Genomic DNA, 22,665 nt, shown 5'->3' on the forward strand with positions numbered 1-22,665 from the left:
GTTCCCTTTCCTTCAAGACCGCCCGGCCGCCGTCCTGTGACGATCGTCGGCATGAGACTCCTCGACAACGAACACCACGCCGTCGACCTGCGGACCACCCCGGTGCACCTCGGGCTGGGATCGAGAGCGAAACCCGTCGAGGGCTTCGCCTGGGACCCGCAGGTGCTCCAGGCCTACAGCGCCGCGGTCGCGGCGGACGGCGCCGAGGGCCGGATGGTGGCCATCTTCGACGGCGACGGCCCCGGCGACCGCTGGGAGCGCCACCCGGCCGGCGACGAACTGGTCGTCTGCCTCAGCGGGTCGGTGACGGTCACCCGCGACGTGGACGGGGTGCCCGACAGCGTCGTGCTCGGGCCGGGCGGGGCCACCGTCAACCCGGCCGGGGCATGGCACGCGGTCGACATGACAGGCCCGGCGTCCATCCTGACCGTCACCGCCGGCCTCGGCACCGACCACCGCCCCCGGACCGGCACCCGACCGACCGAGCACGTCGGTACGCCCGGCCCGGAAGCGTCGTGACGACCCGCGTCGCATGTCTCGGCGACAGCCTCACCCGCGCGCAGCTCAGCGTCGACTACCTGGGCCTTCTCGAACGACGCCATCCTCCGGGCGACGTACGGCTCACCCGTTTCTCCGGCAACGGCGACTTCGTCCACAACCTCTCGCAGCGCCTCGATGCCGTCGTCGCGGACCCGCCCGACGTGATCACCGTGCTGATCGGGACCAACGACGCCCGGGCGAGCCTGGCCGGCTATCCGGTCGAGCGGGCCGTGAAGCGCAGACGACTCCCCCGGCGCCCGTCGGCCGGCTGGTTCCAGCAGTGCCTGGGAGCCGTCGTCGAACGGCTGCGGGCGGAGACCGACGCGACGATCGGCCTGCTGTCGCTCCCGGTCCTCGGCCAACAGCTCGACGGAGCGGCGGCGCAGGCGTCGCAGGCGTACAGGCGTACAGGCGTACAGGCGTACAGGCGTACAGCCGGACGATCGCCGAGGTCGCCGCCACCCACTCGGCGGCCTACCTCCCGCTCCACGAACGCCAGATGGAGGTCCTGAGCCGAGCGGACCCGCCGCCGGTCCCGTACCGGGAGCTGACGCCGGCGGCGGGCGTCGGCGTGCTCGTCCAGCGCGCCGTGCTGCGTCGCAGCCTCGACTCGATCTCGCGGCGCCGGGGCCTCCTGCTGACGACCGATCACATCCACCAGAACAGCCGTGGCGCCGCCCTTGTCGCCGAGGCCATCGGCACCTTCCTGCAGACCCGGAGCGGGTAGCCGGTCCCGGCCGCGTCACACCACGTCGGTCGCACTCTCCTGGACGGGACCCTTGAGCGCCGGGTGACCCGAGTGATCCGAGCGGCCCGAGTGATCCGGGTGATCCATGCGATCCGAGTGATCCGAGTGATCCGAATGATCCGGACCCTCGGTCGGGGCGGCGGCACGAAGCGCCGCCTCGACCCGTCGGTTACTGGTCATGGTCGCCGTGACGGCCGTCATCGCCAGGAGGAGGAAGGCAGCGGCGTAGAGCGGGGTGCGGATGTCGTAGGTGGTGGCCAGCCAGCCGCCGAGAAAGGCCCCGACGGGGGCGGCGCACATGGCCAGCATGCGGGAGGTGGAGGCGACCCGGCCCATGAGGTGGGCCGGGACGATCGCCTGCCGGAGCGAGGGGGCGAGCACCATCGTGGCGCCCATGCCGGCCCCGCAGACGGTGAGCGCCAGCCCGGCCACATACGGGTTCGGGGCGGCGGCAAGGCCCAGGATGGCAAGCCCTTCGACCGCGGCCGTGCAGGTCAGCGCGGTGCCGGTGCCCAGGCGACGGCCGAGGGAGGAGGCGATGCCCGCACCGAGCAGGCCGCCGGTGGCCTCCGCCGTGAGGAGCAGGCCGAAGCCGTAGGTGTCGATGCCGAGGCGGTCGTGCGCGAAGAGGGCGAGGACGGTCTCCACGGCGAGGAAGGCGACGTTCCCGACCGCCGGGCGGAGCGCGAGCCCGAGCAGCAACCAGTCCCGGAAGACGTACGACGCCCCGGCCCGCGCCTGCCGGAGCAGCGACTCGCGGCCCTCCGGAACGGGGCGGGGCATGGCGGGCAGCGTCCGTACGAGCAGTGCGGAGAGCAGGAACGACACGGCGTCGGTGAGCAGCGGAACCGCCCGGCCGACCGCGAGCAGCGCACTGCCCACGGGCGGTCCCGCGAAGCCGGACATGGCAGTCTGGGCGCCGCGCAAGCGGGAGTTGGCGCGTTCGAGGAGTGCGGGGTCGCGGCCGAGCAGATCCGGCAGATAGGCCGTGGCGGCCGTGTCGAAGAAGAGCCCCCCGAGGCCGAGCACGAAGGCGACGGCCGCGAGCAGCGGAATGCTCAGCAGGTCGAGCGCGGCCGCTGCCGCCGGTATCACGAGCAGCGCCGCACGCGCCGCGTCCATGACCCACATCGTGCGCCGGCGGTCCCAGCGGTCCACCAGCGCACCGCCGAGCACCCCGAAGAGCAGCCACGGGAGCGTACCGGCGGCCGTGACGGCGGCCAGCGCCATCGGCTCCCGCGTCAGCGTCAGTGCGAGCAGCGGCAGGGCGGCGTGCGACACCCCGTCGCCGAGCGAGGACACCGTCTGCGCGGTCCACAGCCGTCCGAACCCGGCAGGGAACTTCCGTACGTCTGACGTCACTTGGCGTCCCCCTCGGCCTGCTCGCGCGGCGCCGGGTGGAACAGTGCGAAGACGAGCGACGCGTCCGGCAGCGACGGGTCCGACAGCTCCTGGTACTCGTCCGCCAGTGCCTGCAACCGCGCCCCCAGCTGCGCGAACTGCTCCTCGGTGAGCCGCAGATGCGTCATCCGTACGTGCCGGTCGTCGACCGGCGACGCCTCCAGGTCGGCCACCGCATGGCGCATCAGCACATCCGGCCCGCCCTCGCCCGGATCCGGCAGTGCGATCGCTCGCGCGGCCATCGCGTAGTACCGCTCGGTGACACCGCGCACCTTCCGCGTCCGTACCACCTTCACCAGGCCGGCCCGCTCCAGCAGCCGTACGTGATAGCTGGAACTCCCCTTCGCGAGGCCCACCCTCTCGGCGATCTGCGTGATCGTCGCGGGCTCGAAGCGGAGGACGGCCATGATCCGGTGGCGCGTGAGGCTGGAGACGGCGCGCAGCTGCTCCTCGGTGGTGACGTGAAAGGTCTCGGGGACGTCGTCGGTAGGCATACGAGCAATGGTCAACGTTTCTTGACCATTGAGCAAGAGGGTATGCGCGACGAGTTCCTGAACCTGCCTCCCGGCGCGCGAATCCTCCGCAGAAGCCCCCACCCCACCGCCGGTACGCGGCCGGGAGTGCGCCCCTCGCTTCGAGGGATCCGGATGCGCACCCCCGGCCGGCGGTCATTCAGGCGCGGGTGTAGCCGCCGTCGGCGAAGAGTTCGGCGCCGGTGACGAACGACGAGGCGTCCGAAGCCAGGAAGAGGGCGGCCTCGGCGATCTCCTCGGCGTCGGCCAGCCGGCCCAGCGGCACGACGGCCTCGGCGAACCGGTCGGCGTCCGGCCCCGCGGCGCTCAGCAGGCCAGGGGTACGCGTGGGTCCCGGGCTGAGCACGTTGACCCGGAATCGGCGCTCCCGTGACTGCCGGGACCAGTTGTGCACGAGGTTGCTCAGTGCCGCCTTCGAGGCGCTGTAGACCTCGAGGTGCTCGTTGGGCCGCACGCTGTTGCTCGAACCGATGACCAGGACGGAGGCGTTCTTCGCCAGCAGCGGAAGGGCCTTCTGGACGGTGAACAGCGGGCCCTTGACGTTGACGGCGAGCGTCAGGTCGACGTTCGCCTCGATGTGGGCGCCGAGCGAGGCGTCCGCGACGACTCCCGCGTTGGCCACCAGTACGTCGATACGTCCGGCCTCCTCACCGACCTGCGCGTAGAGCGCGTCCAGGTCGGCGAGGTGCGAGACGTCGGACCGTACGCCGGTGGCCGCGGGGCCCAGCTCCTTGACCGCCGCTTCGAGACGGTCGACGTCCCGGCCGGTCACGAAGACCCGCGCGCCCTCCCGGATGAAGCGGTGGGCGATGGCCAGCCCGATCCCGCTGGTCCCTCCGGTGATCACGGCGACCTTCTCGTGCAGCACACCTGGCATGTCGAACCCCTTAGTTCTGGAATGGATCGTCCATAACGTAGGCCGTAATGGACGATCGAGTCAAGAATGGCTAGGCTGAGGTCATGCCGAGACCACGCGCATTCGACGAGCACCAAGTCCTGGAGCGGGCCCGGGAACAGTTCTGGACGACGGGCTACGCGGGAACGCGGATGGACGACATCGCCCGGGCGACCGGCCTGGGCAAGGGCAGCCTGTACGGCGCGTTCGGCGACAAGGGCAAGCTGTTCCACCGCGTTTTCGGCGACTGGTGCACGGCGGTCGTCGAGGTGGCCGAAGGACGGCTGACAGGCGGCCCGGACGCGGAGGCGCTGGACCGGCTGTCGGAATACGTGCACCTGATGGCGGAGAACACCGCCTCCGACACCGAGCACCGGGGCTGCCTGCTGGCCAAGGGCACGGCGGAACTGGCCGAGCACGACCCGGCGGTCGCCGGACGGTCGGCCGAGACCATGACAGCCCTGCTGGCCCTGCTGCGTACGGAGATCGGCGCCGCCCAGCGCCACGGCGACATCGACAGCGCCGCGGATCCGGAGCGGCTGGCGGCACTGCTGCTGACGGTGGTCCGCGGTATCGAGGCGGTGGGCAAGGCGGGACTGGACCCGGAGACGGTGCGCACCGTCGCGGACACCGCACTGGCGGTCCTGCCCGTGCCCGAGGGGAAGAAGCGCCCCGCAACCGGGCGCGGCCAGGCCCACGAGAAGTGACGTGGCGCCATCACGGCCGCATCATCCGCCGGATGGCGTGCCCGGCGAGCGTCCTACGGCGTCGCAGGGGCCCGGCAGCATGATGATCTACTGCATGGAGTGGACCACGCGCCTGGCTGCTCCGTACGACGGCTTCCGGCGACAAGCGGATGAGGGTGGCAATGAGTGAACCGACGAAGCCCGAGGTCGATCTCCCGGAGGGTGACGCGCCTACCGAGCTGACGGTCCGCGACCTCGTCGTAGGGGACGGGCTCGAGGCGAAGCCGGGCCGGGTGGTCCAGGTGCACTACGTCGGGGTGACGTTCGAGTCCGGAAAGGAATTCGACGCCTCCTGGGACCGGGGCAGGACGTTCAAGTTCGCGGTGGGCGGTGGCAAGGTCATCAAGGGCTGGGACCGCGGGATCAGAGGGATGAAGGTCGGAGGCCGGCGGGAGATCATCGTTCCCCCGCGCCTCGGCTACGGCAACCAGTCACCCTCGTCGTCGATCCCTGCGGGGTCGACACTCGTCTTCGTGGTGGACCTGCTCTCCGTCGCCGTCTGAGGCCGTGGAGCAGGCCCGGCGGCGACGGATCGCGAAGTGGTCCACACAGAAACCCTCAGCCGCACCTGCGCCGTATGTGCAGGTGGCCGTCGCGGGGGAAACAGGGCGGCTCCGCGGGCAGGACGCTCTCGAACGCGTACCGGCTCTTCCGCGCGACCCGGCATGATGCCAGGTTGTCCACCTGATGCAGGAGTTCGAGACGCTCCAGGCCGTCGGCCGCGAAGGCGGCGAAGGCCCAGCCGGTGAGTGCCTCCAGGGCGCGGGGGGCGACTCCCCGCCCGCGCGCATGGGCCGCGGTCCAGTAGCCCACCTCGGCCGCCGGTCTGCCGGAGGCGACGTCCTTGAGAACGATGCCGCCCACCAACTGTGCGCCGACCGGACCGGGTCGGGCCTGAAGGACCGCGAAGCCGAAGCGGTCCCCCGCTGCCCAGCCCCGCTGCTGGGCCCGCACCCACCGTGCCCCGTCGGCGTCGTTGTCCACGACGGAGCTCACCCACCGGCGCAGTGCGGGATCCCGGCCCACCTCGACCATCGCGGTCACGTCCTCCAGGCGCCAGGGGCGCATGACGAGAGCGGGAGAGACCGGCGTCGCGACCACCTGAAGTACGACGGGGGCATGCAGCGACCGCTCATGTACGCCGGTGCTCTCCCCCGGCGCCGGCCGCGTCCGGCCCGTGCCGTCCGGCGACCGTCCCGTCATTGCTGTGTCCGGACGCGCAGAGCCTGGACGGACCAGTCGAACACCGGAGCCAGACTCTCCGGGGCCGGCCAGCCGTTGACCACGGCGAGCAGCCGGAGGTAGCGCTCCCTGCGGGGGTCGTTCACGCATTCCAGCCGAGTCGCCAACCTTTGGCGGAGCTCGACGTCGTCGGGGCGGCCGAGGAGGTGCGCGTAGTGCGCCGTGAGCGCCGCGACGATCAGTCCGGCCTGCGGCGAGGCGGGGTCGATGCCGGCGGTCAGGGCCGGGCCGACGTGGTCACGGACGGCTGCGGCAATGTCGCGGCGTGGGCCCGTCGTGTTGCTCCGGGCCTGGTCGGCCGCCTGGTCCTCGACCATCCGCCGCATGACGGCGCGGAAGTCCGGGTCCAGAGAAACCTCGGCCAACTCGACCCACGCCTGGAGCTGCTCCGCCTCCGGGGTGTCGGGCAGCTCGGGGGTCATCGAGCGCATGACCCCCGCGAATACGGGAGCGGCGTCAAGGCCGCCGAACACGGCATCGAGGAAATCGCCGATCAGACGCCGGCGTTCGTCCTCGGAGAGCTGGGCCAGCCTGTGCATGAGTTCCGTCTCCTCAGGTGTGGACCCGCGCTCGGCCACCGCCGTCAGCACCGCGTGCCGCAGGCGCAGGACACGGATCTGCACGGCCAGTGCTTCGGCGTGCGCCGCGGCGACCTCGGGAAGCGAGAGCTCGCGGTCCACGACCTTGCGGATCGTGGGAAGGTCCAGTCCCAGCTCGCGCAGGGTCCGCACGAGGTCGAGGCGTGCGACGGCGTCGATGGTGTACAGGCGGTAGCCGGCCGGGCTGCGGTCCGTCGGCGCCACGATTCCGCGATCGGAGTAGAACCGGATGGTCTTGACCGTGAGGCCGGTTCGCCGAGCGAGCTCGCCGATCGTGTAGTACGTGTCGCCGTCCATGCCCCCACCCTTGTGTCTCCCCCTACAGGAGACTCAAGTCGTCCCGTCGCCCGCCAGGACTCTACGAGATCGGCTCTCGGAGGATGGACGGCAACGGGTCAGGCGGCCGGGCCGAACAACTCGCCTAGCAGCCCCGCGCCTTCGGCGGGTGCGCGTACCTCCAGGTGCAGGTGCGGGCCGTCGAGGTGGAGCCGGAAGTCGAAGAACGGGCAGCACTGCTGCTCGGCCGCAGCCAGCTCCGCGATCCGCCCCGTCCGCTCGACCGGCAGCGTCAGCCGTAGCCCCTCGGGCATCGCGGTCCGTACGGCGCCGGCGACGGCCTCGCGCCACCGGCCGGTCCGCTCGCCCAGGCCCTCACCGCTCAGGGAGCAGGCAACCGGCGCCGTACGCCACCTCTCCACCTCTGCCTCCACCTCTGCCGGGGCGGAGTGCGGGCTGGACGCGAGCACCGCGTCCACCGCCCCCGTACCGGCCATGGGCGGAGTGGGCGGGGCGAGGAGGCCACACCCGGAATCACACGGGCTCGCCCGGTCGGGCAGCGCGTCCAGGTGGTGCAGGGCCGTGCGCAGGGAAGCGGTGAACGCGGCCAGCTCAGCGGCGGGGGACTCCGCCCCGGCCAGGCGGGCGGCGATCCGCGGCCGCAGGTCGGCCTTCACGTCCCGGCAGGCACCGGCCTCCCACACCCCGAGGAGCTCACCGATCTCCTCCAGGGGCAGCCCCAGGTGCTTGGCCGCGCCGATGAACGCCAGCCGCTCGACCGCGTCCTCGCCGTACACCCGGTAGCCGGCCGGGGTCCGGTCGGCGGGCAGCAGCCCCGCGCCCTCGTAGAAGCGCAGCGTGGTCGCCGGTACGCCCGAGCGCTCGGCGAGCTGGGAGATCCTCATCGTGCTCACCCCACCGACGGTAGACCTTCGACTCAGCTCGAAGGTCAAGCCGGAGCCCGACCAGCCACCTCAGAAAAATGGGCGGCGGAGTCCCCCGGTACGCGGTACGGTGCGCCGATGTCGGCGATCAAGAAGTTCCAAGTCACCTTTGACTGCGCAGAGCCAGAGCGCGTAGCCCGCTTCTGGTGTGAGGTGTTGGGGTACGCCATGTCGCCTCCGCCGAAGGGGTTCACCACCTGGGACGAGTACAACCGCACCCTGCCTCCCGAGGAGCAGGGAGCATGGTCCGCCTGCACTGATCCCTCGGGCGAGGGCCCGCGCCTGTTCTTCCAGCGCGTCCCCGAAGGCAAGGTCGCCAAGAACCGGGTGCATCTCGATGTCCGGGTCGGCACCGGCCTGGTCGGGGACGAGCGCCTCGCCGCGCTCGAAGCCGAGTGCGCACGGCTGGTGGCGCTGGGTGCGACCCACGTGCAGACGCTGTACGCCGACGAGGAGAACGAGTCGTGCATCCCGATGCTGGACATCGAGGGCAACGAGTTCTGCGTCGACTGACCACTCCCGGACCGGGGGACCGCCCTCCTCAAGGCTGCACGGGCCACACGGCCATCGGCCCGACGAGGAGGGCGCCCGCACGACACCAGCCCGAGCTGACCGCCGCTCACAGGTTCTGGCTCAACCCCCGTGGCACGTAAGCCCCGTGGCCCGCGTGCCCCACGTACGCCCCGTCCTCGATCACCGGGACCCCGCGCGACAGGACCGTCTCGACGCGTCCGGTGATCCGCTTTCCCTCGTACGCCGAGTAGTCCACGTTCATGTGGTGCGTCTCGGCCGAGAGCACCTGTTCCGCCTCCGGGTCGTACACCACGATGTCCGCGTCCGTGCCCGGTGCGATCGTCCCCTTGCGCGGGTACAGGCCGAACATCCGGGCCGGTGCCGCGCAGGCGATCTCGATCCAGCGGCGGCGGGAGATGTGTCCCTCCACCACCGCCTGGTGCAGCAGGTCCATCCGGTGTTCCACGCCCGGCATGCCGTTGGGGATCTTCGAGAAGTCCCCCCGGCCCATCTCCTTCTGGCCCGAGAAGCAGAACGGGCAGTGGTCGGTGGAGACCACCTGGAGTTCGTTGTTCCTGAGCCCGCGCCAGAGTGCCTCCTGGTGTTCCCGGGGGCGCAGCGGGGTCGAGCAGACGTACTTCGCGCCCTCGAAGTCGGGTTCGGCGAGGTTGTCCGTCGAGAGGAAGAGGTACTGCGGACAGGTCTCGCCGAAGACGGGGAGCCCCTTGTGGCGGGCGGCGGCGATCTCGGCGACGGCTTCGTCGGCGGAGACGTGGACGACGTACAGCGGTGCCCCCGCGACCCTCGCGAGCTGGACCGCGCGGTGCGTGGCCTCGGCCTCCAGTGCGACCTTGCGTACGTCGCCGTGGTAGCGGGGGTCGGTGCGCCCCTCGGCGAGCGCCTGCTCGACCAGGACGTCGATGGCGATGCCGTTCTCCGCGTGCATCATGATCAGGCCGCCGTTGCCGGAGGCCCGCTGCATGGCCCGGAGGATCTGGCCGTCGTCGCTGTAGAACACCCCGGGGTAGGCCATGAAGAGCTTGAACGAGGTGATGCCCTCCGCCACCAGGCGGTCCATCTCCTTGAGCGAGGACTCGTTCACGTCCGAGAGGATCATGTGGAAGCCGTAGTCGACGGCGCACCTGCCGTCGGCCTTCTCGAACCAGGCGTCCAGCCCTTCGCGCAGCGAGCGGCCCATGCTCTGGATGGCGAAGTCGACGATCGTGGTGGTGCCGCCCCAGGCCGCCGCCCGGGTGCCGGTCTCGAAGGTGTCGGCGGCGTAGGTCCCGCCGAACGGCATCTCCATGTGGGTGTGCGCGTCGACCCCGCCCGGGATGACGTACTTCCCGGTGGCGTCGATCCTGCGCTCGGCGCTCCAGCCCGCCGCGGCGTCGGTGCCGGGGGCGGCGAGTGCGGCGACGCGGCCGCCCTCGACGAGTACGTCGGCGTGGATCTCGTCCGACGCGGTGATGACGAGTCCGCCGTGGATGACGGTGCGGCTCATGTGCCCCTCCTGGTGCGTGATGGCGTACGGGGACGTGGGCGGGCCCCGCGGCGGGGCGGCCGCCGCGGGGCCCCGCTCTCAGGTGGCCGCGTGCAGGGCCTCGCCCAGGATCTCCGCGCCTTCCTCGGCCTCGGCGACGGTGAGCGACAGGGGCGGCGCGATCCGCAGGACGCTGGTGTCGTGGCCGCCGCCCTTCCCGATGAGCAGCCCGCCCGCGCGGGCCGCTTCGAGTACGGCCGCGGCGGCCTCCGGGGCGGCCTCGTCGGTGCCGGGCTTCACCAGCTCGATGCCGATCATGAGTCCTCGGCCGCGCACCTCCCGTACGGCGGGCGAGCTCGCGCCGACCGCGCGGAGCCGTTCGATGAGCAGGCCGCCGACCCGCCGGGCGTTGCCCTGGAGGTCGTGCTCCAGCAGGTAGGAGAGGTTGGCGAGCCCGGCCGCCATGGTGACCGGGGATCCGCCGAACGTCGAGATGGAGTTGGCGTCCAGGCAGTTCATGACGTCGGCGCGGGCGACGACCCCGCCGATGGACATGCCGTTGCCGATGCCCTTGGCGAAGGTGAGGATGTCCGGCGGCCCGCTCGCCGCGTGTGCCTGCCAGCCCCAGAAGTGGTCGCCGGTGCGTCCCCAGCCGGTCTGCACCTCGTCGGAGATCCACAGGATGCCGTGCCGGTCGAGGACCTCGCGGAACGCCGCGTACAGCCCGTCGGGGGGTGCGGTGAACCCGCCGACCCCCTGCACGGGTTCGGCGATCAGCGCCGCGGGGTTCCGGGTGTGTCCGAGCAGGTCCTCCAGGTCGGCCACGCAGGCCTTGATGAAGTGTTCGTCGCTCAGCTCGGCGTACGGTCCCCTGCTGCGGACCCCGCCGTGGACGTAGAGCGTCTGGAGGGGCGACAGACTCGTCGGCGACCAGGACGTGTTACCCGTGATGGACACGGCCGAGAACGACCTGCCGTGGTAGCTGTTGCGCATCGCCAGGATCTGGTTGGAGCCTCGGTAGGCGGTGGCGAGCAGCAGGGCGGTGTCGTTGGCCTCGGTGCCCGAGGTGGTGAAGAAGACCCGGGCGTCGGGGATGCCGGAGAGTGTCGCGATCCGTTCGGCGAGCTCGACCATGGGGCGGTTGAGGTAGAGGGTCGAGGAGTGGATGAGCCGGCCGGCCTGCTCGGAGACGGCCTTGGTCACCTCGGGCAGGGCGTGCGCCGTCATCGTGGTGAGGATGCCGCCGAAGAAGTCGAGGTAGCGGTTGCCGTCCGCGTCCCAGACATGGCGGCCCTCGCCGTGGGTGAGTTCCAGGGGGTGCCGGTAGTAGAGCGCCAGCCAGGCGGGGCTGACGGCCAGGTGCCGTTCGTGCAGTCCGGTCACGGCTCCACCAGCCCGTCGTACGCGTCGGGCCTGCGGTCCCGGTAGAAGGCCCACTGCTGGCGGACCTCGTCGATCAGCCCGAAGTCCAGGTCGCGTACGACGAGTTCCTCTTCCTTGTCGCTCGCGACGTCGCCGACGAACTGGCCGCGGGGGTCGACGAAGTAGCTCGTGCCGTAGAAGTCGTTGTCGCCGTACTCCTCCTGGCCGACGCGGTTGATCGCGGCCACGAAGTACTCGTTGGCGACGGCCGAGGCGGGCTGTTCCAGCTGCCACAGATAGCCGGAGAGGCCGCGCGAGGTGGCGGACGGGTTGTACACCAACTGGGCTCCGTTGAGTCCGAGTTGGCGCCACCCCTCGGGGAAGTGCCGGTCGTAGCAGATGTAGACGCCGACCTTGCCGACGGCGGTGTCGAAGACGGGCCAGCCGACGTTGCCGGGCTTGAAGTAGTACTTCTCCCAGAAGCCCTTGACCTGCGGGATGTGGTGCTTGCGGTACTTGCCGAGGTAGGAGCCGTCGGCGTCGATCACCGCCGCGGTGTTGTAGTAGAAGCCGGACTGCTCGACCTCGAAGACCGGCACGACGATCACCATGCCCGTCTCCCGGGCCAGGTCGGCCATCCGCCGGACCGTCGGCCCGTCCGGGACGGGTTCGGCCCAGCGGTAGTGCTCGGGCTCCTGGACCTGGCAGAAGTAGGGGGCGTTGAACACCTCCTGGAAGCCGATGATCTGCGCGCCCTGGCGGGCGGCCTCGCGCGCGTGTTCCTCGTGCTTGGCGATCATGGATTCGGTGTCGCCGGTCCAGGTCGCCTGGACGAGTGCGGCGCGTACGACGTGGGACATGAGCTGCTCCTTCGACGCGGCGTCAGAGAGCCTCTACGTTCTCTACGCCCGTAGACACGGTGCATAGGAGGAGAACGTAAGCCCCGTCACACAGCGGGGCAAGACCATCGCCGTGAACCGGCGGAGTCGATCATGTTTCATACCCGAGCGGTCCACACCGTCGCGGAGGGTGTGGCGTCCAGTTCGCGCAGTGCCCCGTACGCGGACTGCACGAAGGGCGCGAGCGGGGTCGGGGCCGTGTTCGTGAGGGCCACGACGCCGGTGCCCGAGCCGGGGAGGAAGCCCGCGAAGGCGGTGAAGCCGCGGGTGCCGCCGGAGTGGTGGAGCAGTGCACCGCCCGGACGCGGGCGCAGGTTCCAGATCAGGCAGAGCCGGGATCCGGTGCGGGGCACGCTCAGCCGGGGCCGCTGCACCTCGGTGAGCGCGGTGCGCAGGGCGGGGCCGGGGGCGGTTTCCGGGTCCAGGAGCGCGGTCAGGACGCGCAGCAGGTCCCGGGCGCTGGACCGTACGGCGCCGGCCGCGGTCAGCCCGGGCATCAGCAGGGCGGGGCGCGGGCGGCCGTGCCAATGGCCGGTGGCCTGGGGGCGGTTGGGGTCGCAGTCCGTGTCGGTGAGGCCGAGCGGGCCGGTGACGCGCTCGGCCAGCAGCGCCGGGTAGTCGCTCCCGGTGCCCCCGGCGGCCCTGGCGAGCACGTGGCCGAGCAGGCCCCCGCCGAAGTTGGAGTACAGGACCCTGGTGCCGGGCCTGTTCCGCAGCCGGGTGCGGCGCAGCGAGACCAGGAGGTCGTCCTCGGAGAAACCGGCGTACGGGTTGCTGAACCATCCGCCGCGCACGGCCCGGCCGAGCAGCCCCGGGGGCAGCCGGGGCAGGCCGGAGGTGTGGGTGGCGAGGTGGAGGAGGGTGAGCGGGGGGCCGGGCAGCCGGAAGGGCAGATAGCGGTCGGCGCGGTCGCCGTAGCCGACCTCGCCCCGGGCGGCCAGCTCGGCGAGGAGCAGTGCGGTGAAGGTCTTCGTCAGCGAGCCCGTCTCGAACCGGGTGCTCTCCCCCACCGGGCCGCGGCAGAGCACCGTACGCTCGGCGCCCCGCACCGCCGCGACCGCCGCCGCCGGCCCCGGGGCGGATGCCAGGAGGGGCCGGAGCACGGCGGTCAGCGGCGGCCGGGTCACCTGCTCACCGCTGTCCCGCCGCCCGGGCGAGGGCGATCGATCCGGCGACGGCCGCGACGACGACCGTGTGCTGGTGGTCCGTGAAGCGCCGCTGCGGGTCGTCGTCCACCGGGTCGCTGTCCCGGGGCACGAGTCCGTCCTCGTGCTGGAGGGCCGCGACGGCCTCCCAGTCCTCCGCCCGGCAGTACGGGTCCTCGATCGAGGCACCCACCACGAGCAGTTCCGTGACGAGGTCCCACTGCCCCACCTCGCGCCAGATGTCGATCCAGACGGGGAGCCAGGTGCGTACGTAGTCGGCGAGTTCGGGCGGCAGTCCGGCCGGGTTGCCGCCCCAGTCGGTGAGGTGGAAGACGGTGTGGGTCATGGCGTAGGCCGTGATCCAGTTGATGGCCCACGGCTCCGGCCGCGCACCGAGCCAGGTGGCCCCGGCCAGGGCGTTCAGGTCCTCCGCCTGGTCCAGGCCCACGACCCGGGCGGCGTTGGCGACGGCGAGCCGCCGGTTCGGCAGGACCTCGACGCTGCTCACCGACCGCATGCGGGACCGGTGGACGAGGAGCCGGTCCAGCGCCTCGTGGCGGTAGCCGCAGCGGACGAAGGGGGCGTACATCTCCAGCGGGTCCGTCATCAGGGTGTGGCGGAGCTGGCGTTCGTAGATCATGTCGCCGCGCCTGAACTGCTCCCAGGTGAAGTCCATCAGGCTCTGGGCGGCGGCCAGCCGGCCGGGGCCCGCGACGCCGTCGCGCAGGATCAGGGAGGCCGCGAGGGTGGTCTCCCCCAGGGGCTTGTAGACGCTGTCGGGGTCGGCCATGGTCTCGGTCGTGCCGGGCGGCAGCCCGCCGAGGTGCCGGTTGGCGTGCAGCCACGACAGCGCCCGGTCCGCCATGCCGCGGGCGGCCCGGGTGACCGGCTCGGGAATCGTCGTCATGGGCGTGCCGCCTCCTTGGGGGCCGTACCGGGCGGCAGTTCGAGGAAGTGCCGGGCCATCGCCAGGTCCAGGGCGGCGCGCGGGCCCGCCCCGCCCACCAGCCATACGTGCTCGGCGGCGACATCCGGATCCAGGGGCAGTTCCGCGCCGTCGTACCGCAGCCAGGCCAGCCAGCGGACGAGGCGCACGGCGGTGGGGAAGTCGCGGCGCAGGATCGAGCGGCTGACCCCGCGGCTCAGCGACAGGGCCCCTCGGCGGGCGGCCTCGTGGACCGGGCCGTCGAGGCCGAGCGTGGCGAGGGGCGCGAGTTGGGCCATCCTCACGGACCAGGCGCTCCAGTCGGCGGTGTCATCGGGCGCGGCGTCGTCCGCCGGTACGGGTGCGAGGCCGCCCAGCGCATCGTCCCCGGAGATCCGGGCGAGCAGGGCCGCGGTGGCGTGGTCGCGCAGGGCGACCGCGGCCTCCTCCGGGGCGTCGGACGCGGGGAAGGCGTCGAAGGCCTTCGCCACGACGGCGGTGTCCTGCGCCGGGAAAGGGTGGCCCGCCAGGAGATGGGGGCTGAAGACGTCGGCCCCCAGGACCCGGACAGCGGCCAGGGCCGCGAGGGTGTCGGGGGCGTCGTCGGCGTACCGCGCCAGCTGCACAGCGCCCCCGGTGCCGTCGAGGGCACCGAGGACACTGACTGCCAGGGCGTCGGCCGCCTCGGCGAATGCGGAGTGGGAACTCACTTGCCCCGGGGCTCCTTCGGCTCCTTGGGAGACAGGAGGAGGAGGGCGAGCAGGAAGCCCGCGGCCTCGGGGGTGTAGAGCGGAGCGTCGCTGACGGCCGCCTCGGGCTCCGCCATGAGGGCGCTCAGCGTGGTGGTCTGGGCCGGTGTGGCAGTGAGGGTGATCTCCTGGGTGAGCATGGTGCCTCCACATCACTGGGGGGACATGTGCCACTTGTGTGGTTATGCCTCGACCGACGATAAAGGGTGACAGGGGATTTATCTCCCCAACCCCGTGCCGACCGGTGACATGCATGGACCACAGGGGGCGCCCGGCGGCGGGGCGTGTCCGGGACGGCACCGGCGCACGCGGCGGGACCTGTTCGGGACCGGCCGGTGGCGGCACTTGCCTTCGAGCCCGCTCCAGCTCGTAGCCTCCGTGCAGCATCCGACCGAAGGGGATCTTGTGCGGTACACACTGTTCGGCAGGACGGGGCTGCGCGTCAGCGAACTGGCCCTGGGGGCCATGACGCTCGGCAGCCACGAGTCCGGGCCGGAGGCGGTCAGCAGGACCAGCGGGCGCATCCTCGACGCCTTTCTGGCGGCGGGCGGCAACTTCGTCGACACCGCCGACATCTACGGCGGCGGCTCCTCGGAATCGGTGCTGGGCGGGCTGCTCGGCGACCGCCGCGAGAGCCTCGTCCTCGCCAGCAAGTACTCCTGCGCGACCGATCCCGACGATCTGAACGCGGCGGGGAACCACCGCAAGAACCTCGTGCGGGCGGTGGAGGCGAGCCTGCGGCGGCTGCGCACCGACCGGCTCGACGTGCTGTGGGTGCACGCGCGGGACCACTTCACCCCGGTGGAGGAGGTCATGCGGGCGCTCGACGACCTCGTACGTGCGGGGAAGGTGCTCTACCTCGGGGTGTCGGACTGGCCCGCCTGGGAGATCGCCCAGGCCTGCACGCTCGCCGAGCTGCGCGGCTGGACCGCCTTCGCGGGCTCGCAGCTGCGCTACAGCCTGCTGGAGCGCACCCCGGAGCGTGAACTCCTGCCCCAGGCTTACGGGTTCGACCAGGCGGTCTTCGCCTGGAGCCCCCTCGCGCGCGGCCGGCTGACGGGGAAACACCTCGACGCGGCCACTCCCCCGGACGGCACGGCGAGCGAGACGGAGCGGCGTGAGTACGCGACGGTGCGCGCGGTGGTGGAGATCGCGGACCGGGGCGGCTGGACCCCGGCGCAGGTCGCGCTCGCCTGGCTGCGCGGACGGCCGGGCAACATCGTCCCGATCATCGGCGCCTCCACCGAGAGCCAGCTGACGGACAACCTGGCCTGCCTGGAGGTGAAGCTCGACGCGGAGGCCGTCGAGCGGCTGGACCGGGTGAGCGCGGTGCCCCTCGGGTTCCCGCACGACTTCCTGCGCGAGCCCGAGGTAACCGGGACGGTGGGCGCGCTGGGCAGCCATCGACGACTGCCGCACCGGCCCTCGCCGCACGACGCGCGGGGCACCCTTCTAGCCGCACGACGCGGGGGGCGCCGTTCCAGGCGTACGACGCGGGGGGCGCCGTTCCAGCCGTACGACGCGGGGGGCGCCCTTCCAGGCGTACGACGCGGGGGGCGCCCTTCCAGCCGTACGACACAGGGGGCGCCTTTCCGGACGTACGCGCGCCCGGCGCCCTACGGTGTCGCGATGCCCGCCACCCGCAGCGCGTGGACCACGTCCCACTCCCGCGCCGCCGACACCTCGCGTGCCGCGGCGAGCAGCCGGGGGACGAGGTGGCGCGGCTCGCCCTCGGCGACGCGCGCCGCGTCCTGCGGGGTCCGTACGCGGACGAACGCACCCAGCAGGGCACGGGCCTCCGGCTCCAGCCCGGCCAGTTCGAGGGCCACCACGGCCTCGGCGATCTCACCGGCGGGCCGGACCACCCCCTGCCGGAGCAGCTGCCCGCAGTCGTCGGCGTGCCCGGCGACGGCCAGCGCCCCCGCGGCGGCGGCCAGCCCGGCGGGCGGCAGGGAGGACACCTCCCAGAGCAGGGTCGCCCAGTCGGCGTCCAGGCCCGCCCCGTGCAGGGTGACGGCGAGCACCGGCAGGTGTCCGGCGGGCCAGGCGGCGGCCTCGCAGAGCAGGGCGTGCGCCTCGCCGCTGCGGCCCTCCGCGCGCAGCCGTACGAGCTGTGCGACGGCGTCCTCGGCGGCCCGGCGTGCGGCGGGGTCGGGCTCCGCGTTCCGGGCCGGGCCCGGTCCCGTCTCGGCGGGGGCGCCGCTGAAGCGTGCCCCACGCGGGGCGGGGGCGGCGGGCGCGGGGGCGGGCAGCTCGGGGATCTGCGAGGTGACCGGCCCGGGCTCCGTCTCGTCCTCGAGGTCCAGCCCGGCGAAGCGCGCCCCGCGTGGCTTCCCGCGCTTCTTCGCCGGGGCGGGCGCCGCCTCCGGGCCGAGCGCGCCGGAGTGCGCCCCCTGGGCGCCGGGCCCCGGGACCGTGGGTACGCCACCCCGGTCCGGTGCGCCCGGGTCCTCCTGACCACGGAACCAGCTGTCCGGCACGGTCCTCTCCACGGCCGCCAGCCGGTTACGGAGCTCGGCGCAGCGCGCCGTGGCACGGGCGTGGTCGTCGCGCGCCCAGGCCAGCGCCTCACCCTCCCCGTCCCGCGCGGCCGCGCCGTCCGCCCCGGCCGCCCGCATCCTCCGGGCCGCGTACGCCTGCTCCCCGAGCATCACGCCGAGCCGGTCGACCAGGGCCTGCCGGCCGCCGGGGCGCCGGTCGTACGCGGCGGCCGACGCGGCGCACAGGGCGGCGGCCCGTACGGACTCCTGCGCGGCGAACGCCGTGCCGCGCACCGCCGCGAGGTCCTGGAGCAGTGACTCGACCACGTCCCAGGGCGGGACCTCCAAGCCGTCGAAGCAGGCGCGCATCCCCTCGGGGTCGCGTGCGCGGAAGACCCCGTACCAGCCCTGCCCGGGATCGAGCAGGTCGGCCAGTTCTCGTAGGTACTGTGCGAACGCCCTTACTTCCACCGCATGCTGATGCACTGTCACCGTCGCCCTCACCGGTCGCCCGGGCTGGAACATTCCAGTCCGCCGGGCATTCGACCGCAGGCGTGTTACGGGTGGACTACGCGCGCTTTTCCGGCACGGTGCGTCCGGAGCGCGGCGGCGTCGGCGCGCCCCTCAGAGGGTGACGGCGATCCCCGTGTGGGGGCGCTTGCCGAGCCGTACGACCATGGCGGGCCAGTCCAGGAGCCAGAACTTCCAGGTGTACTTGCGGGCCAGCACCTTGCGGACCACCGCGGTCCCGTCCGCGTCGAGCAGCCGCGCGGTGCCCTCCGCGCTCGGCGCGCCCTCGGCGATCCGCCCCCGGACGTCGCAGACGGTGACCCGCACACGGCTGTCCTTGCGCAGCCTCCTGACCTTCCAGGAGTCGGACCGGGTCCAGACGTAGAGCACGCCGCCGTCCGCCGCGGCCCAGACGGGCGTGGCGACGGGGGTGCCGTTCTTCCGGTACGTGGTCAGGCTGACGTATTCACTGCGGGCGAAGTCCTGGAGAGTCACGGCCGTGACCCTACTCGGCCTACGCCGTGAGGGGCAGCACCCCCGGTTCCGGCAGTGACCCGGGGACCGGGGCGGGCGCCGGGGCGCAGTGCGTGAGCAGTTCGTCCATGGACAGCCCGAGGGCTCCCGCCAGGGCCGCGACGGTGAAGAAGGCGGGGGTGGGGGCCCGGCCCGTCTCGATCTTGCGGAGCGTCTCGGCCGAGATTCCGGCGCTCGCCGCGACCGCGACCATGCTGCGTCCGCCGCGCGCCTCACGCAGCACTTCGCCGAGCCGCTCGCCGCGGCGGCGCTCTTCGGGGGTCAGTGGGTTCCGTACCATGCCGTCATTCTAATACCGGTTCAACCGGTATAGTAATTGGCATGGTGCAACTCAAGACAGATTCATCCATCGAGGCGATGCGCGAGACGGGGCGGGTCGTGGCTCAGCTGCTCACCGCCGTGAGGGAGGCCGCCGCGGTCGGCGTGTCCCTCCTGGAGCTCGACGAGGTGGCGCGCGGGGTCCTGCGCGACGCGGGGGCCGGATCGCCCTTCCTCAACTATCGGCCGCATTTCGCCCCCACCCCCTTCCCCGCCGTGATCTGCGCGTCCGTCAACGACGCGATCGTGCACGGCATCCCGACCGCCTACCGGCTCCGCGACGGCGACCTGGTGAGCATCGACGCGGGCGCGATCCTGGACGGCTGGGCCGGCGACTCGGCAATCAGCTTCATCGTCGGCCGGGCCCGCCCCGCGGACACCCGGCTGGTCGACACGGCGTACGCCGCCCTGGACGCGGGCATCGCGGCGGCGGTCGTGGGCAACCGGATCGGCGACATCGCCCACGCCATCGGCACGGTCTGCCGGGGCGCCGGGTACGGCATCCCGGAGGGGTTCGGCGGCCACGGCATCGGCAGGCAGATGCACGAGGACCCGGGAGTCCCGAACGAGGGGCGCCCGGGCCGGGGCATGCCGCTGCGGCACGGTCTGGTGCTGGCCATCGAACCGATGCTGATCGCGGGCGGCGGCGACGTGTTCCACCCGGACCGGGACGGCTGGACCCTCCGTACGGACGACGGCAGCCGGGCGGCCCACGCCGAACACACGGTGGCCATCACGGACAGCGGCCCCCGGATCCTGACCGCGCTCTGACCGGGCGCCGCCCCACGGGACGGCCGGAGCGGCTCAGCCCTGGCCGACGAACTTCCGGGCCAGGGCCTCACCTTCGGTGACGGCCGCTCCGGCGCTCTCGATGGGCGTCACCTCGGAGTTCTTGAACAGGATGTACGTGACGCCGGACGCGGTCCCGCCGGTCCTCGGGTCGGGGTCGATGCCGAGCGCGACCGCGGCGGCGTACGACGCCTCCCCGATGATCCCGGTGGGGCCGGTGTCCCCCACGACGGCGTAGCGGACCTTGCCGTCGTGGATCACGGCGGCCACCCCGCCGCCGCGGATCCCCGACTTCCGGTAGTCCCAGAGCGGCCCGGGGCCCGGCACGACGACGTACGGCAGACGGGCGGAGTCCAGGGGCTTGCCGGCCGATGTCCGGAACGCCGTCTGCGCCTGGAAGGACGGGTCGGTCCTGCTGTTGCAGGCCTTGGTGATCCGGCCGTCGCAGTCGATGTCCATGTCCGCCTCCCAGAACACGGCTCCCTCCGTCCCGCACACGGGCACCTTCGCCGGGCCTCCTTGGTCCGTCCGGTACTTCCCGGTGGAGATCCGGTCGCAGGTCTTCACCTTGGCCAGCAGCTCGGCGGCGCTCACCGGGTCCTTCCCGGTTCCGCCGGTGTCGTCGGCCGCGGCGGGCAGGGCCGTCGCGGCGAGCAGAGCGGCACAGGAGACGACGGCGAGGGTGTGCATGCGCGTACGCACCGTGGGGGACGCCTTTCACTGGACGTGAAGGACCCGGTGGCCCTTCCTGACCCGGGCGGCCGGGGCACCCCTGCCGCCCGTCACGGCCCCGGGGCCGGCACACCGCGCTCAGCCGCGTGCCGGCCCCGGGGCCCACTGCTGCCGCCGACCGGTCAGGAACGCCCGCTCGGCTGCACCACCATGGCCGAGCCGCCGCCCCGCCGCACCTTTTCGGCGGCCGCGAGCCAGCGCCCGTCCGGGAGCCGCTGGACGCCGGTGGCCGCCCCGATCTCGGGGTTCGCCTTGAACACGTGCCCGAGTGCCTCCAGCTCGCCGCGGACCGGGCTGTCCCACAGTCCGGGCTCGATCTCCGTCGTGGCCGCGTTCCGCTGGCTGGCGCGCGGCTCGGCGATCGCGTCGACCAGCGGCAGTCCCCGGTCCAGGTGGCCGATGAGCGACTGCAGGACGGTGGTGATGATCGTGGCACCGCCGGGCGACCCGAGGGCCAGCACGGGCTTCCCGTGCTCCAGCACGATGGTCGGCGAGATCGACGAGCGCGGGCGCTTGGACGGCCCGGGCAGATTCGGGTCGTGCACCGCCGGGGAGGCCGGCGCGAACGAGAAGTCGGTCAGCTCGTTGTTGAGCAGGAAGCCCCGCCCCGGCACGGTGATCCCGCTGCCGCCGGTCTGCTCGATCGTCAGGGTGTACGCGACGACGTTGCCCCACTTGTCGGCGGTCGTCAGGTGCGTCGTGTTCTCCCCCTCGTACGTCGTCGGGGCCGCCTTCCCCCCGGTGGCGCAGCGGGTGGGGTGGCGCGGGTCGCCCGGTGCGAGCGGGCTGGTGAGAACCGCGTCGTCCTTGATCAGGCACTCGCGCGAGTCGGCGAAGCGCTGGCTGAGCAGCTCACGCGTGGGCACGTCCTCGAAGGCGGGGTCACCGACCCAGCGGCCCCGGTCGGCGAACGCGATCCTGCTCGCCTCGATGAGGCGGTGCAGGTACTGCGTCTCGCTCGCCTTCGAAAGGTCCGTCGACTCCAGGATGTTGAGGGCCTCGCCCACGCTGGTGCCCCCCGACGAGGACGGCGCGATGCCGTACACGTCGAGGCCTCGGTAGCCGGTCTTCGTCGGGGCCTGGCGCAGCGCGCGGTACGCCTTCAGGTCGGCGGTGGTCAGGTCTCCCGGACGTACCGTGCGCGTCGCCTCCGGGTCCACGGGGGGCTTCCGTACGGTCGACACGATGTCCCGGGCCAGGCTGCCCCGGTACAGCTCGTCGACGCCCTTGCGCCCCAGGGTCCGGTACGTACGGGCGAGGTCGGGGTTCTTGAGCACCGAGCCGGTCGCCGGCGGCTTCCCGCCGGGCAGGAAGAGTTCGGCGGTCGCGGGGAAGTCGGCGAACCGCGCCTGGTTGGCGGCGGTCTGGGAGCGGAAGGTCTCGTCCACGACGAAGCCGTCGCGGGCCAGCCGCTCGGCCGGCTCCAGCAGCCGCCCGAGCGGTTTGGTCCCCCAGGCGTCCAGCGCCTTCTCCCAGGTGGCGGGGGTGCCGGGGGTGCCCACGCCGAGTCCGCTGGTGACGGCGTCCTCGAAGGGGATCGGCTTCCCGTTCTCCAGGAAGAGCGAGGAGTCCGCGCTGCGGGGGGCGGTCTCGCGGCCGTCGACGGTTTCCACCCGGCCCGTCCTGGCGTCGTAGTGGACGAAGTACCCGCCGCCCCCGATGCCCGCCGAGTAGGGCTCGGTGACACCGAGCGCGGCGGCGGTGGCGACGGCGGCGTCAACGGCGTTGCCGCCCTTGCGGAGTACCTCGATGCCGGCCGCCGAGGCGTCCGCGTCGACGCTCGACACCGCTCCCCCGTACCCCACCGCCACCGGCGACTTGGGAGGCGGGACGGGTGGCGCCGAGGCCGCGGGCGTCGCGGCACCGAGCGTCCCGATGACGGCGATCACGATTGAGAACGACACATTCCGGCTGACGGAATGACGCATCCGTACCTCCAGTGCAGGATCGTCCGCGCAGGGTAACGCCGCATCACCCGTACCGTCAGGACCGCCTCGGCCGGCGTCGGCATCCGTGCACCCGTCCCGCACACGCGGCCTCGGTCAGATGCGTACCGCGGCCTGGAAGCTGCCGATGGTGCTCATCGATTCGTAGCGGACGTTCGTGCCCGGGTACGGGGCGTGCAGCACGGTGTTGTTGCCCGCGTAGAGCCCCACGTGCGTGGTGTTGCTGAAGAAGACCAGGTCGCCCGGCTTCAACTGGCTGCGCGCGATGCGGGTGCCCTGGTTGATCTGGGTGTAGGTGGTGCGGGTGATCTGGGCACCGGCCTGGGCGTACGCCCACTGGGTCAGACCCGAGCAGT

General features: G+C 72.6%; 24 protein-coding genes and 2 pseudogenes. 7 read left to right on the top strand and 19 right to left on the bottom strand.

Going from position 1 to position 22,665, the window contains the following annotated elements; genetic code table 11:
- The first annotated feature begins 51 nt into the window (after positions 1-51).
- Together JKV81_RS10475 and JKV81_RS10480 are read left to right on the top strand one after the other, a co-directional pair.
- Complete coding sequence (locus JKV81_RS10475) at positions 52-519, top strand: cupin domain-containing protein (protein ID WP_129266337.1); 468 nt, start codon at positions 52-54, stop codon at positions 517-519.
- Positions 516-1,267: pseudogene (locus JKV81_RS10480) on the top strand (SGNH/GDSL hydrolase family protein). Before JKV81_RS10475 ends, JKV81_RS10480 begins: the two are co-directional and overlap by 4 nt.
- Positions 1,268-1,282: 15 nt before the next feature.
- On the opposite strand, the gene JKV81_RS10485 reads toward JKV81_RS10480, so the two are convergent.
- The 3 genes from JKV81_RS10485 to JKV81_RS10495 all read right to left on the bottom strand — a co-directional run bounded on the left by JKV81_RS10485 (position 1,283) and on the right by JKV81_RS10495 (position 4,099).
- Positions 1,283-2,650: an MFS transporter gene (locus tag JKV81_RS10485; protein WP_202075496.1), complete on the bottom strand. Its 1,368-nt coding sequence runs from the start codon at positions 2,648-2,650 to the stop codon at positions 1,283-1,285.
- A complete protein-coding gene (locus tag JKV81_RS10490) occupies positions 2,647-3,183 on the bottom strand; it encodes an ArsR/SmtB family transcription factor (RefSeq protein WP_129266336.1) in 537 nt (178 codons plus the stop codon). The genes JKV81_RS10485 and JKV81_RS10490 overlap by 4 nt, the downstream gene beginning before the upstream one ends.
- 178 nt (positions 3,184-3,361) lie before the next feature.
- The gene (locus JKV81_RS10495; RefSeq protein WP_202075498.1) at positions 3,362-4,099 is read right to left on the bottom strand and encodes an SDR family NAD(P)-dependent oxidoreductase; all 738 of its coding nucleotides are present in this window, start codon (positions 4,097-4,099) and stop codon (positions 3,362-3,364) included.
- A gap of 83 nt (positions 4,100-4,182) precedes the next feature.
- Between JKV81_RS10495 and JKV81_RS10500 the strand changes: the two genes are divergently transcribed.
- The gene (locus tag JKV81_RS10500) at positions 4,183-4,824 is read left to right on the top strand and encodes a TetR/AcrR family transcriptional regulator (RefSeq protein WP_202075500.1); all 642 of its coding nucleotides are present in this window, start codon (positions 4,183-4,185) and stop codon (positions 4,822-4,824) included.
- Positions 4,825-4,985: 161 nt separating this feature from the next.
- Positions 4,986-5,366 carry an FKBP-type peptidyl-prolyl cis-trans isomerase gene (locus tag JKV81_RS10505; RefSeq protein WP_129266333.1) on the top strand — a complete coding sequence of 127 codons (381 nt, stop codon included), beginning with the start codon at positions 4,986-4,988 and terminating at the stop codon, positions 5,364-5,366.
- A gap of 55 nt (positions 5,367-5,421) precedes the next feature.
- On the opposite strand, the gene JKV81_RS10510 is transcribed toward JKV81_RS10505, so the two are convergent.
- The 3 genes from JKV81_RS10510 to JKV81_RS10520 form a co-directional block, all read right to left on the bottom strand.
- On the bottom strand, positions 5,422-5,931 hold the full coding sequence (locus JKV81_RS10510; protein ID WP_236056179.1) for a GNAT family N-acetyltransferase: 510 nt from the start codon (positions 5,929-5,931) through the stop codon (positions 5,422-5,424).
- Positions 5,932-6,062: 131 nt separating this feature from the next.
- Positions 6,063-7,001: a MerR family transcriptional regulator gene (locus JKV81_RS10515; protein ID WP_202075504.1), complete on the bottom strand. Its 939-nt coding sequence runs from the start codon at positions 6,999-7,001 to the stop codon at positions 6,063-6,065.
- A gap of 98 nt (positions 7,002-7,099) precedes the next feature.
- Positions 7,100-7,894, bottom strand: coding sequence for a MerR family transcriptional regulator (locus JKV81_RS10520; protein ID WP_241748553.1), 795 nt, complete (start codon positions 7,892-7,894; stop codon positions 7,100-7,102).
- 108 nt (positions 7,895-8,002) lie between these two features.
- On the opposite strand from JKV81_RS10520, the gene JKV81_RS10525 reads away from it, so the two are divergent.
- The gene (locus tag JKV81_RS10525; RefSeq protein WP_129266330.1) at positions 8,003-8,437 is read left to right on the top strand and encodes a VOC family protein; all 435 of its coding nucleotides are present in this window, start codon (positions 8,003-8,005) and stop codon (positions 8,435-8,437) included.
- 106 nt (positions 8,438-8,543) lie between these two features.
- Here JKV81_RS10525 and hydA read toward each other — a convergent pair whose 3' ends face one another.
- The 7 genes from hydA to JKV81_RS10560 form a co-directional block, all read right to left on the bottom strand.
- On the bottom strand, positions 8,544-9,941 hold the full coding sequence (hydA, locus tag JKV81_RS10530; RefSeq protein ID WP_129266329.1) for a dihydropyrimidinase: 1,398 nt from the start codon (positions 9,939-9,941) through the stop codon (positions 8,544-8,546).
- A 78-nt stretch (positions 9,942-10,019) separates the two neighbouring features.
- Positions 10,020-11,303, bottom strand: coding sequence for an aspartate aminotransferase family protein (locus tag JKV81_RS10535; RefSeq protein WP_202075506.1), 1,284 nt, complete (start codon positions 11,301-11,303; stop codon positions 10,020-10,022).
- Positions 11,300-12,142, bottom strand: a complete 843-nt coding sequence (locus JKV81_RS10540) for a nitrilase-related carbon-nitrogen hydrolase (protein ID WP_129266327.1) — start codon at positions 12,140-12,142, stop codon at positions 11,300-11,302. Before JKV81_RS10540 ends, JKV81_RS10535 begins: the two co-directional genes overlap by 4 nt.
- Positions 12,143-12,279: 137 nt before the next feature.
- Entirely contained in the window at positions 12,280-13,308 is a 1,029-nt protein-coding gene (locus JKV81_RS10545; RefSeq protein ID WP_129266326.1) for a serine hydrolase domain-containing protein, read from the bottom strand.
- 4 nt (positions 13,309-13,312) lie between these two features.
- The gene (locus JKV81_RS10550) at positions 13,313-14,233 is read right to left on the bottom strand and encodes a DUF6895 family protein (protein ID WP_129266325.1); all 921 of its coding nucleotides are present in this window, start codon (positions 14,231-14,233) and stop codon (positions 13,313-13,315) included.
- A complete protein-coding gene (locus tag JKV81_RS10555) occupies positions 14,230-14,961 on the bottom strand; it encodes a hypothetical protein (protein ID WP_202075507.1) in 732 nt (243 codons plus the stop codon). The genes JKV81_RS10550 and JKV81_RS10555 overlap by 4 nt, the downstream gene beginning before the upstream one ends.
- A complete protein-coding gene (locus JKV81_RS10560; protein WP_099175108.1) occupies positions 14,958-15,140 on the bottom strand; it encodes a hypothetical protein in 183 nt (60 codons plus the stop codon). The genes JKV81_RS10555 and JKV81_RS10560 overlap by 4 nt, the downstream gene beginning before the upstream one ends.
- Positions 15,141-15,405: 265 nt before the next feature.
- Here JKV81_RS10560 and JKV81_RS10565 point away from each other — a divergent pair.
- Positions 15,406-16,456, top strand: a pseudogene (locus JKV81_RS10565) (aldo/keto reductase).
- Positions 16,457-16,616: 160 nt separating this feature from the next.
- Here the strand turns inward: JKV81_RS10565 and JKV81_RS10570 are convergent.
- The 3 genes from JKV81_RS10570 to JKV81_RS10580 all read right to left on the bottom strand — a co-directional run bounded on the left by JKV81_RS10570 (position 16,617) and on the right by JKV81_RS10580 (position 18,804).
- A complete protein-coding gene (locus JKV81_RS10570; protein ID WP_202075508.1) occupies positions 16,617-17,972 on the bottom strand; it encodes a hypothetical protein in 1,356 nt (451 codons plus the stop codon).
- Between the two features lie 132 nt (positions 17,973-18,104).
- On the bottom strand, positions 18,105-18,485 hold the full coding sequence (locus JKV81_RS10575) for a PPOX class F420-dependent oxidoreductase (protein ID WP_202075509.1): 381 nt from the start codon (positions 18,483-18,485) through the stop codon (positions 18,105-18,107).
- 19 nt (positions 18,486-18,504) lie between these two features.
- The gene (locus JKV81_RS10580; protein WP_202075510.1) at positions 18,505-18,804 is read right to left on the bottom strand and encodes a helix-turn-helix domain-containing protein; all 300 of its coding nucleotides are present in this window, start codon (positions 18,802-18,804) and stop codon (positions 18,505-18,507) included.
- Positions 18,805-18,845: 41 nt separating this feature from the next.
- On the opposite strand from JKV81_RS10580, the gene map reads away from it, so the two are divergent.
- Positions 18,846-19,613, top strand: coding sequence for a type I methionyl aminopeptidase (map, locus tag JKV81_RS10585; RefSeq protein WP_124275570.1), 768 nt, complete (start codon positions 18,846-18,848; stop codon positions 19,611-19,613).
- 33 nt (positions 19,614-19,646) lie between these two features.
- Here map and JKV81_RS10590 read toward each other — a convergent pair whose 3' ends face one another.
- The 3 genes from JKV81_RS10590 to JKV81_RS10600 all read right to left on the bottom strand — a co-directional run.
- The gene (locus JKV81_RS10590; RefSeq protein ID WP_241748552.1) at positions 19,647-20,333 is read right to left on the bottom strand and encodes a glycoside hydrolase family 75 protein; all 687 of its coding nucleotides are present in this window, start codon (positions 20,331-20,333) and stop codon (positions 19,647-19,649) included.
- Positions 20,334-20,485: 152 nt separating this feature from the next.
- Complete coding sequence (gene ggt, locus JKV81_RS10595; RefSeq protein ID WP_202075511.1) at positions 20,486-22,291, bottom strand: gamma-glutamyltransferase; 1,806 nt, start codon at positions 22,289-22,291, stop codon at positions 20,486-20,488.
- Between the two features lie 114 nt (positions 22,292-22,405).
- Positions 22,406-22,665: C40 family peptidase (locus tag JKV81_RS10600; protein ID WP_202075512.1), on the bottom strand; the 260-nt coding region annotated here is incomplete at its 5' end.

It is taken from the genome of Streptomyces silvae, assembly GCF_016745505.1.
GTDB lineage: Bacteria > Actinomycetota > Actinomycetes > Streptomycetales > Streptomycetaceae > Streptomyces > Streptomyces silvae.

Bases quoted from the DNA above. Each gene is read 5' to 3' on its own strand.
- map (WP_124275570.1), top strand. From the start codon at position 18,846: ATGGTGCAACTCAAGACAGATTCATCCATCGAGGCGATGCGCGAGACG.
- JKV81_RS10540 (WP_129266327.1), bottom strand. From the start codon at position 12,142: ATGTCCCACGTCGTACGCGCCGCACTCGTCCAGGCGACCTGGACCGGC.
- ggt (WP_202075511.1), bottom strand. From the start codon at position 22,291: ATGCGTCATTCCGTCAGCCGGAATGTGTCGTTCTCAATCGTGATCGCC.
- JKV81_RS10490 (WP_129266336.1), bottom strand. From the start codon at position 3,183: ATGCCTACCGACGACGTCCCCGAGACCTTTCACGTCACCACCGAGGAG.
- JKV81_RS10505 (WP_129266333.1), top strand. From the start codon at position 4,986: ATGAGTGAACCGACGAAGCCCGAGGTCGATCTCCCGGAGGGTGACGCG.
- JKV81_RS10525 (WP_129266330.1), top strand. From the start codon at position 8,003: ATGTCGGCGATCAAGAAGTTCCAAGTCACCTTTGACTGCGCAGAGCCA.
- JKV81_RS10550 (WP_129266325.1), bottom strand. From the start codon at position 14,233: ATGACGACGATTCCCGAGCCGGTCACCCGGGCCGCCCGCGGCATGGCG.
- JKV81_RS10500 (WP_202075500.1), top strand. From the start codon at position 4,183: ATGCCGAGACCACGCGCATTCGACGAGCACCAAGTCCTGGAGCGGGCC.
- JKV81_RS10560 (WP_099175108.1), bottom strand. From the start codon at position 15,140: ATGCTCACCCAGGAGATCACCCTCACTGCCACACCGGCCCAGACCACC.
- JKV81_RS10495 (WP_202075498.1), bottom strand. From the start codon at position 4,099: ATGCCAGGTGTGCTGCACGAGAAGGTCGCCGTGATCACCGGAGGGACC.
- hydA (WP_129266329.1), bottom strand. From the start codon at position 9,941: ATGAGCCGCACCGTCATCCACGGCGGACTCGTCATCACCGCGTCGGAC.
- JKV81_RS10580 (WP_202075510.1), bottom strand. From the start codon at position 18,804: ATGGTACGGAACCCACTGACCCCCGAAGAGCGCCGCCGCGGCGAGCGG.
- JKV81_RS10515 (WP_202075504.1), bottom strand. From the start codon at position 7,001: ATGGACGGCGACACGTACTACACGATCGGCGAGCTCGCTCGGCGAACC.
- JKV81_RS10510 (WP_236056179.1), bottom strand. From the start codon at position 5,931: ATGCGCCCCTGGCGCCTGGAGGACGTGACCGCGATGGTCGAGGTGGGC.
- JKV81_RS10475 (WP_129266337.1), top strand. From the start codon at position 52: ATGAGACTCCTCGACAACGAACACCACGCCGTCGACCTGCGGACCACC.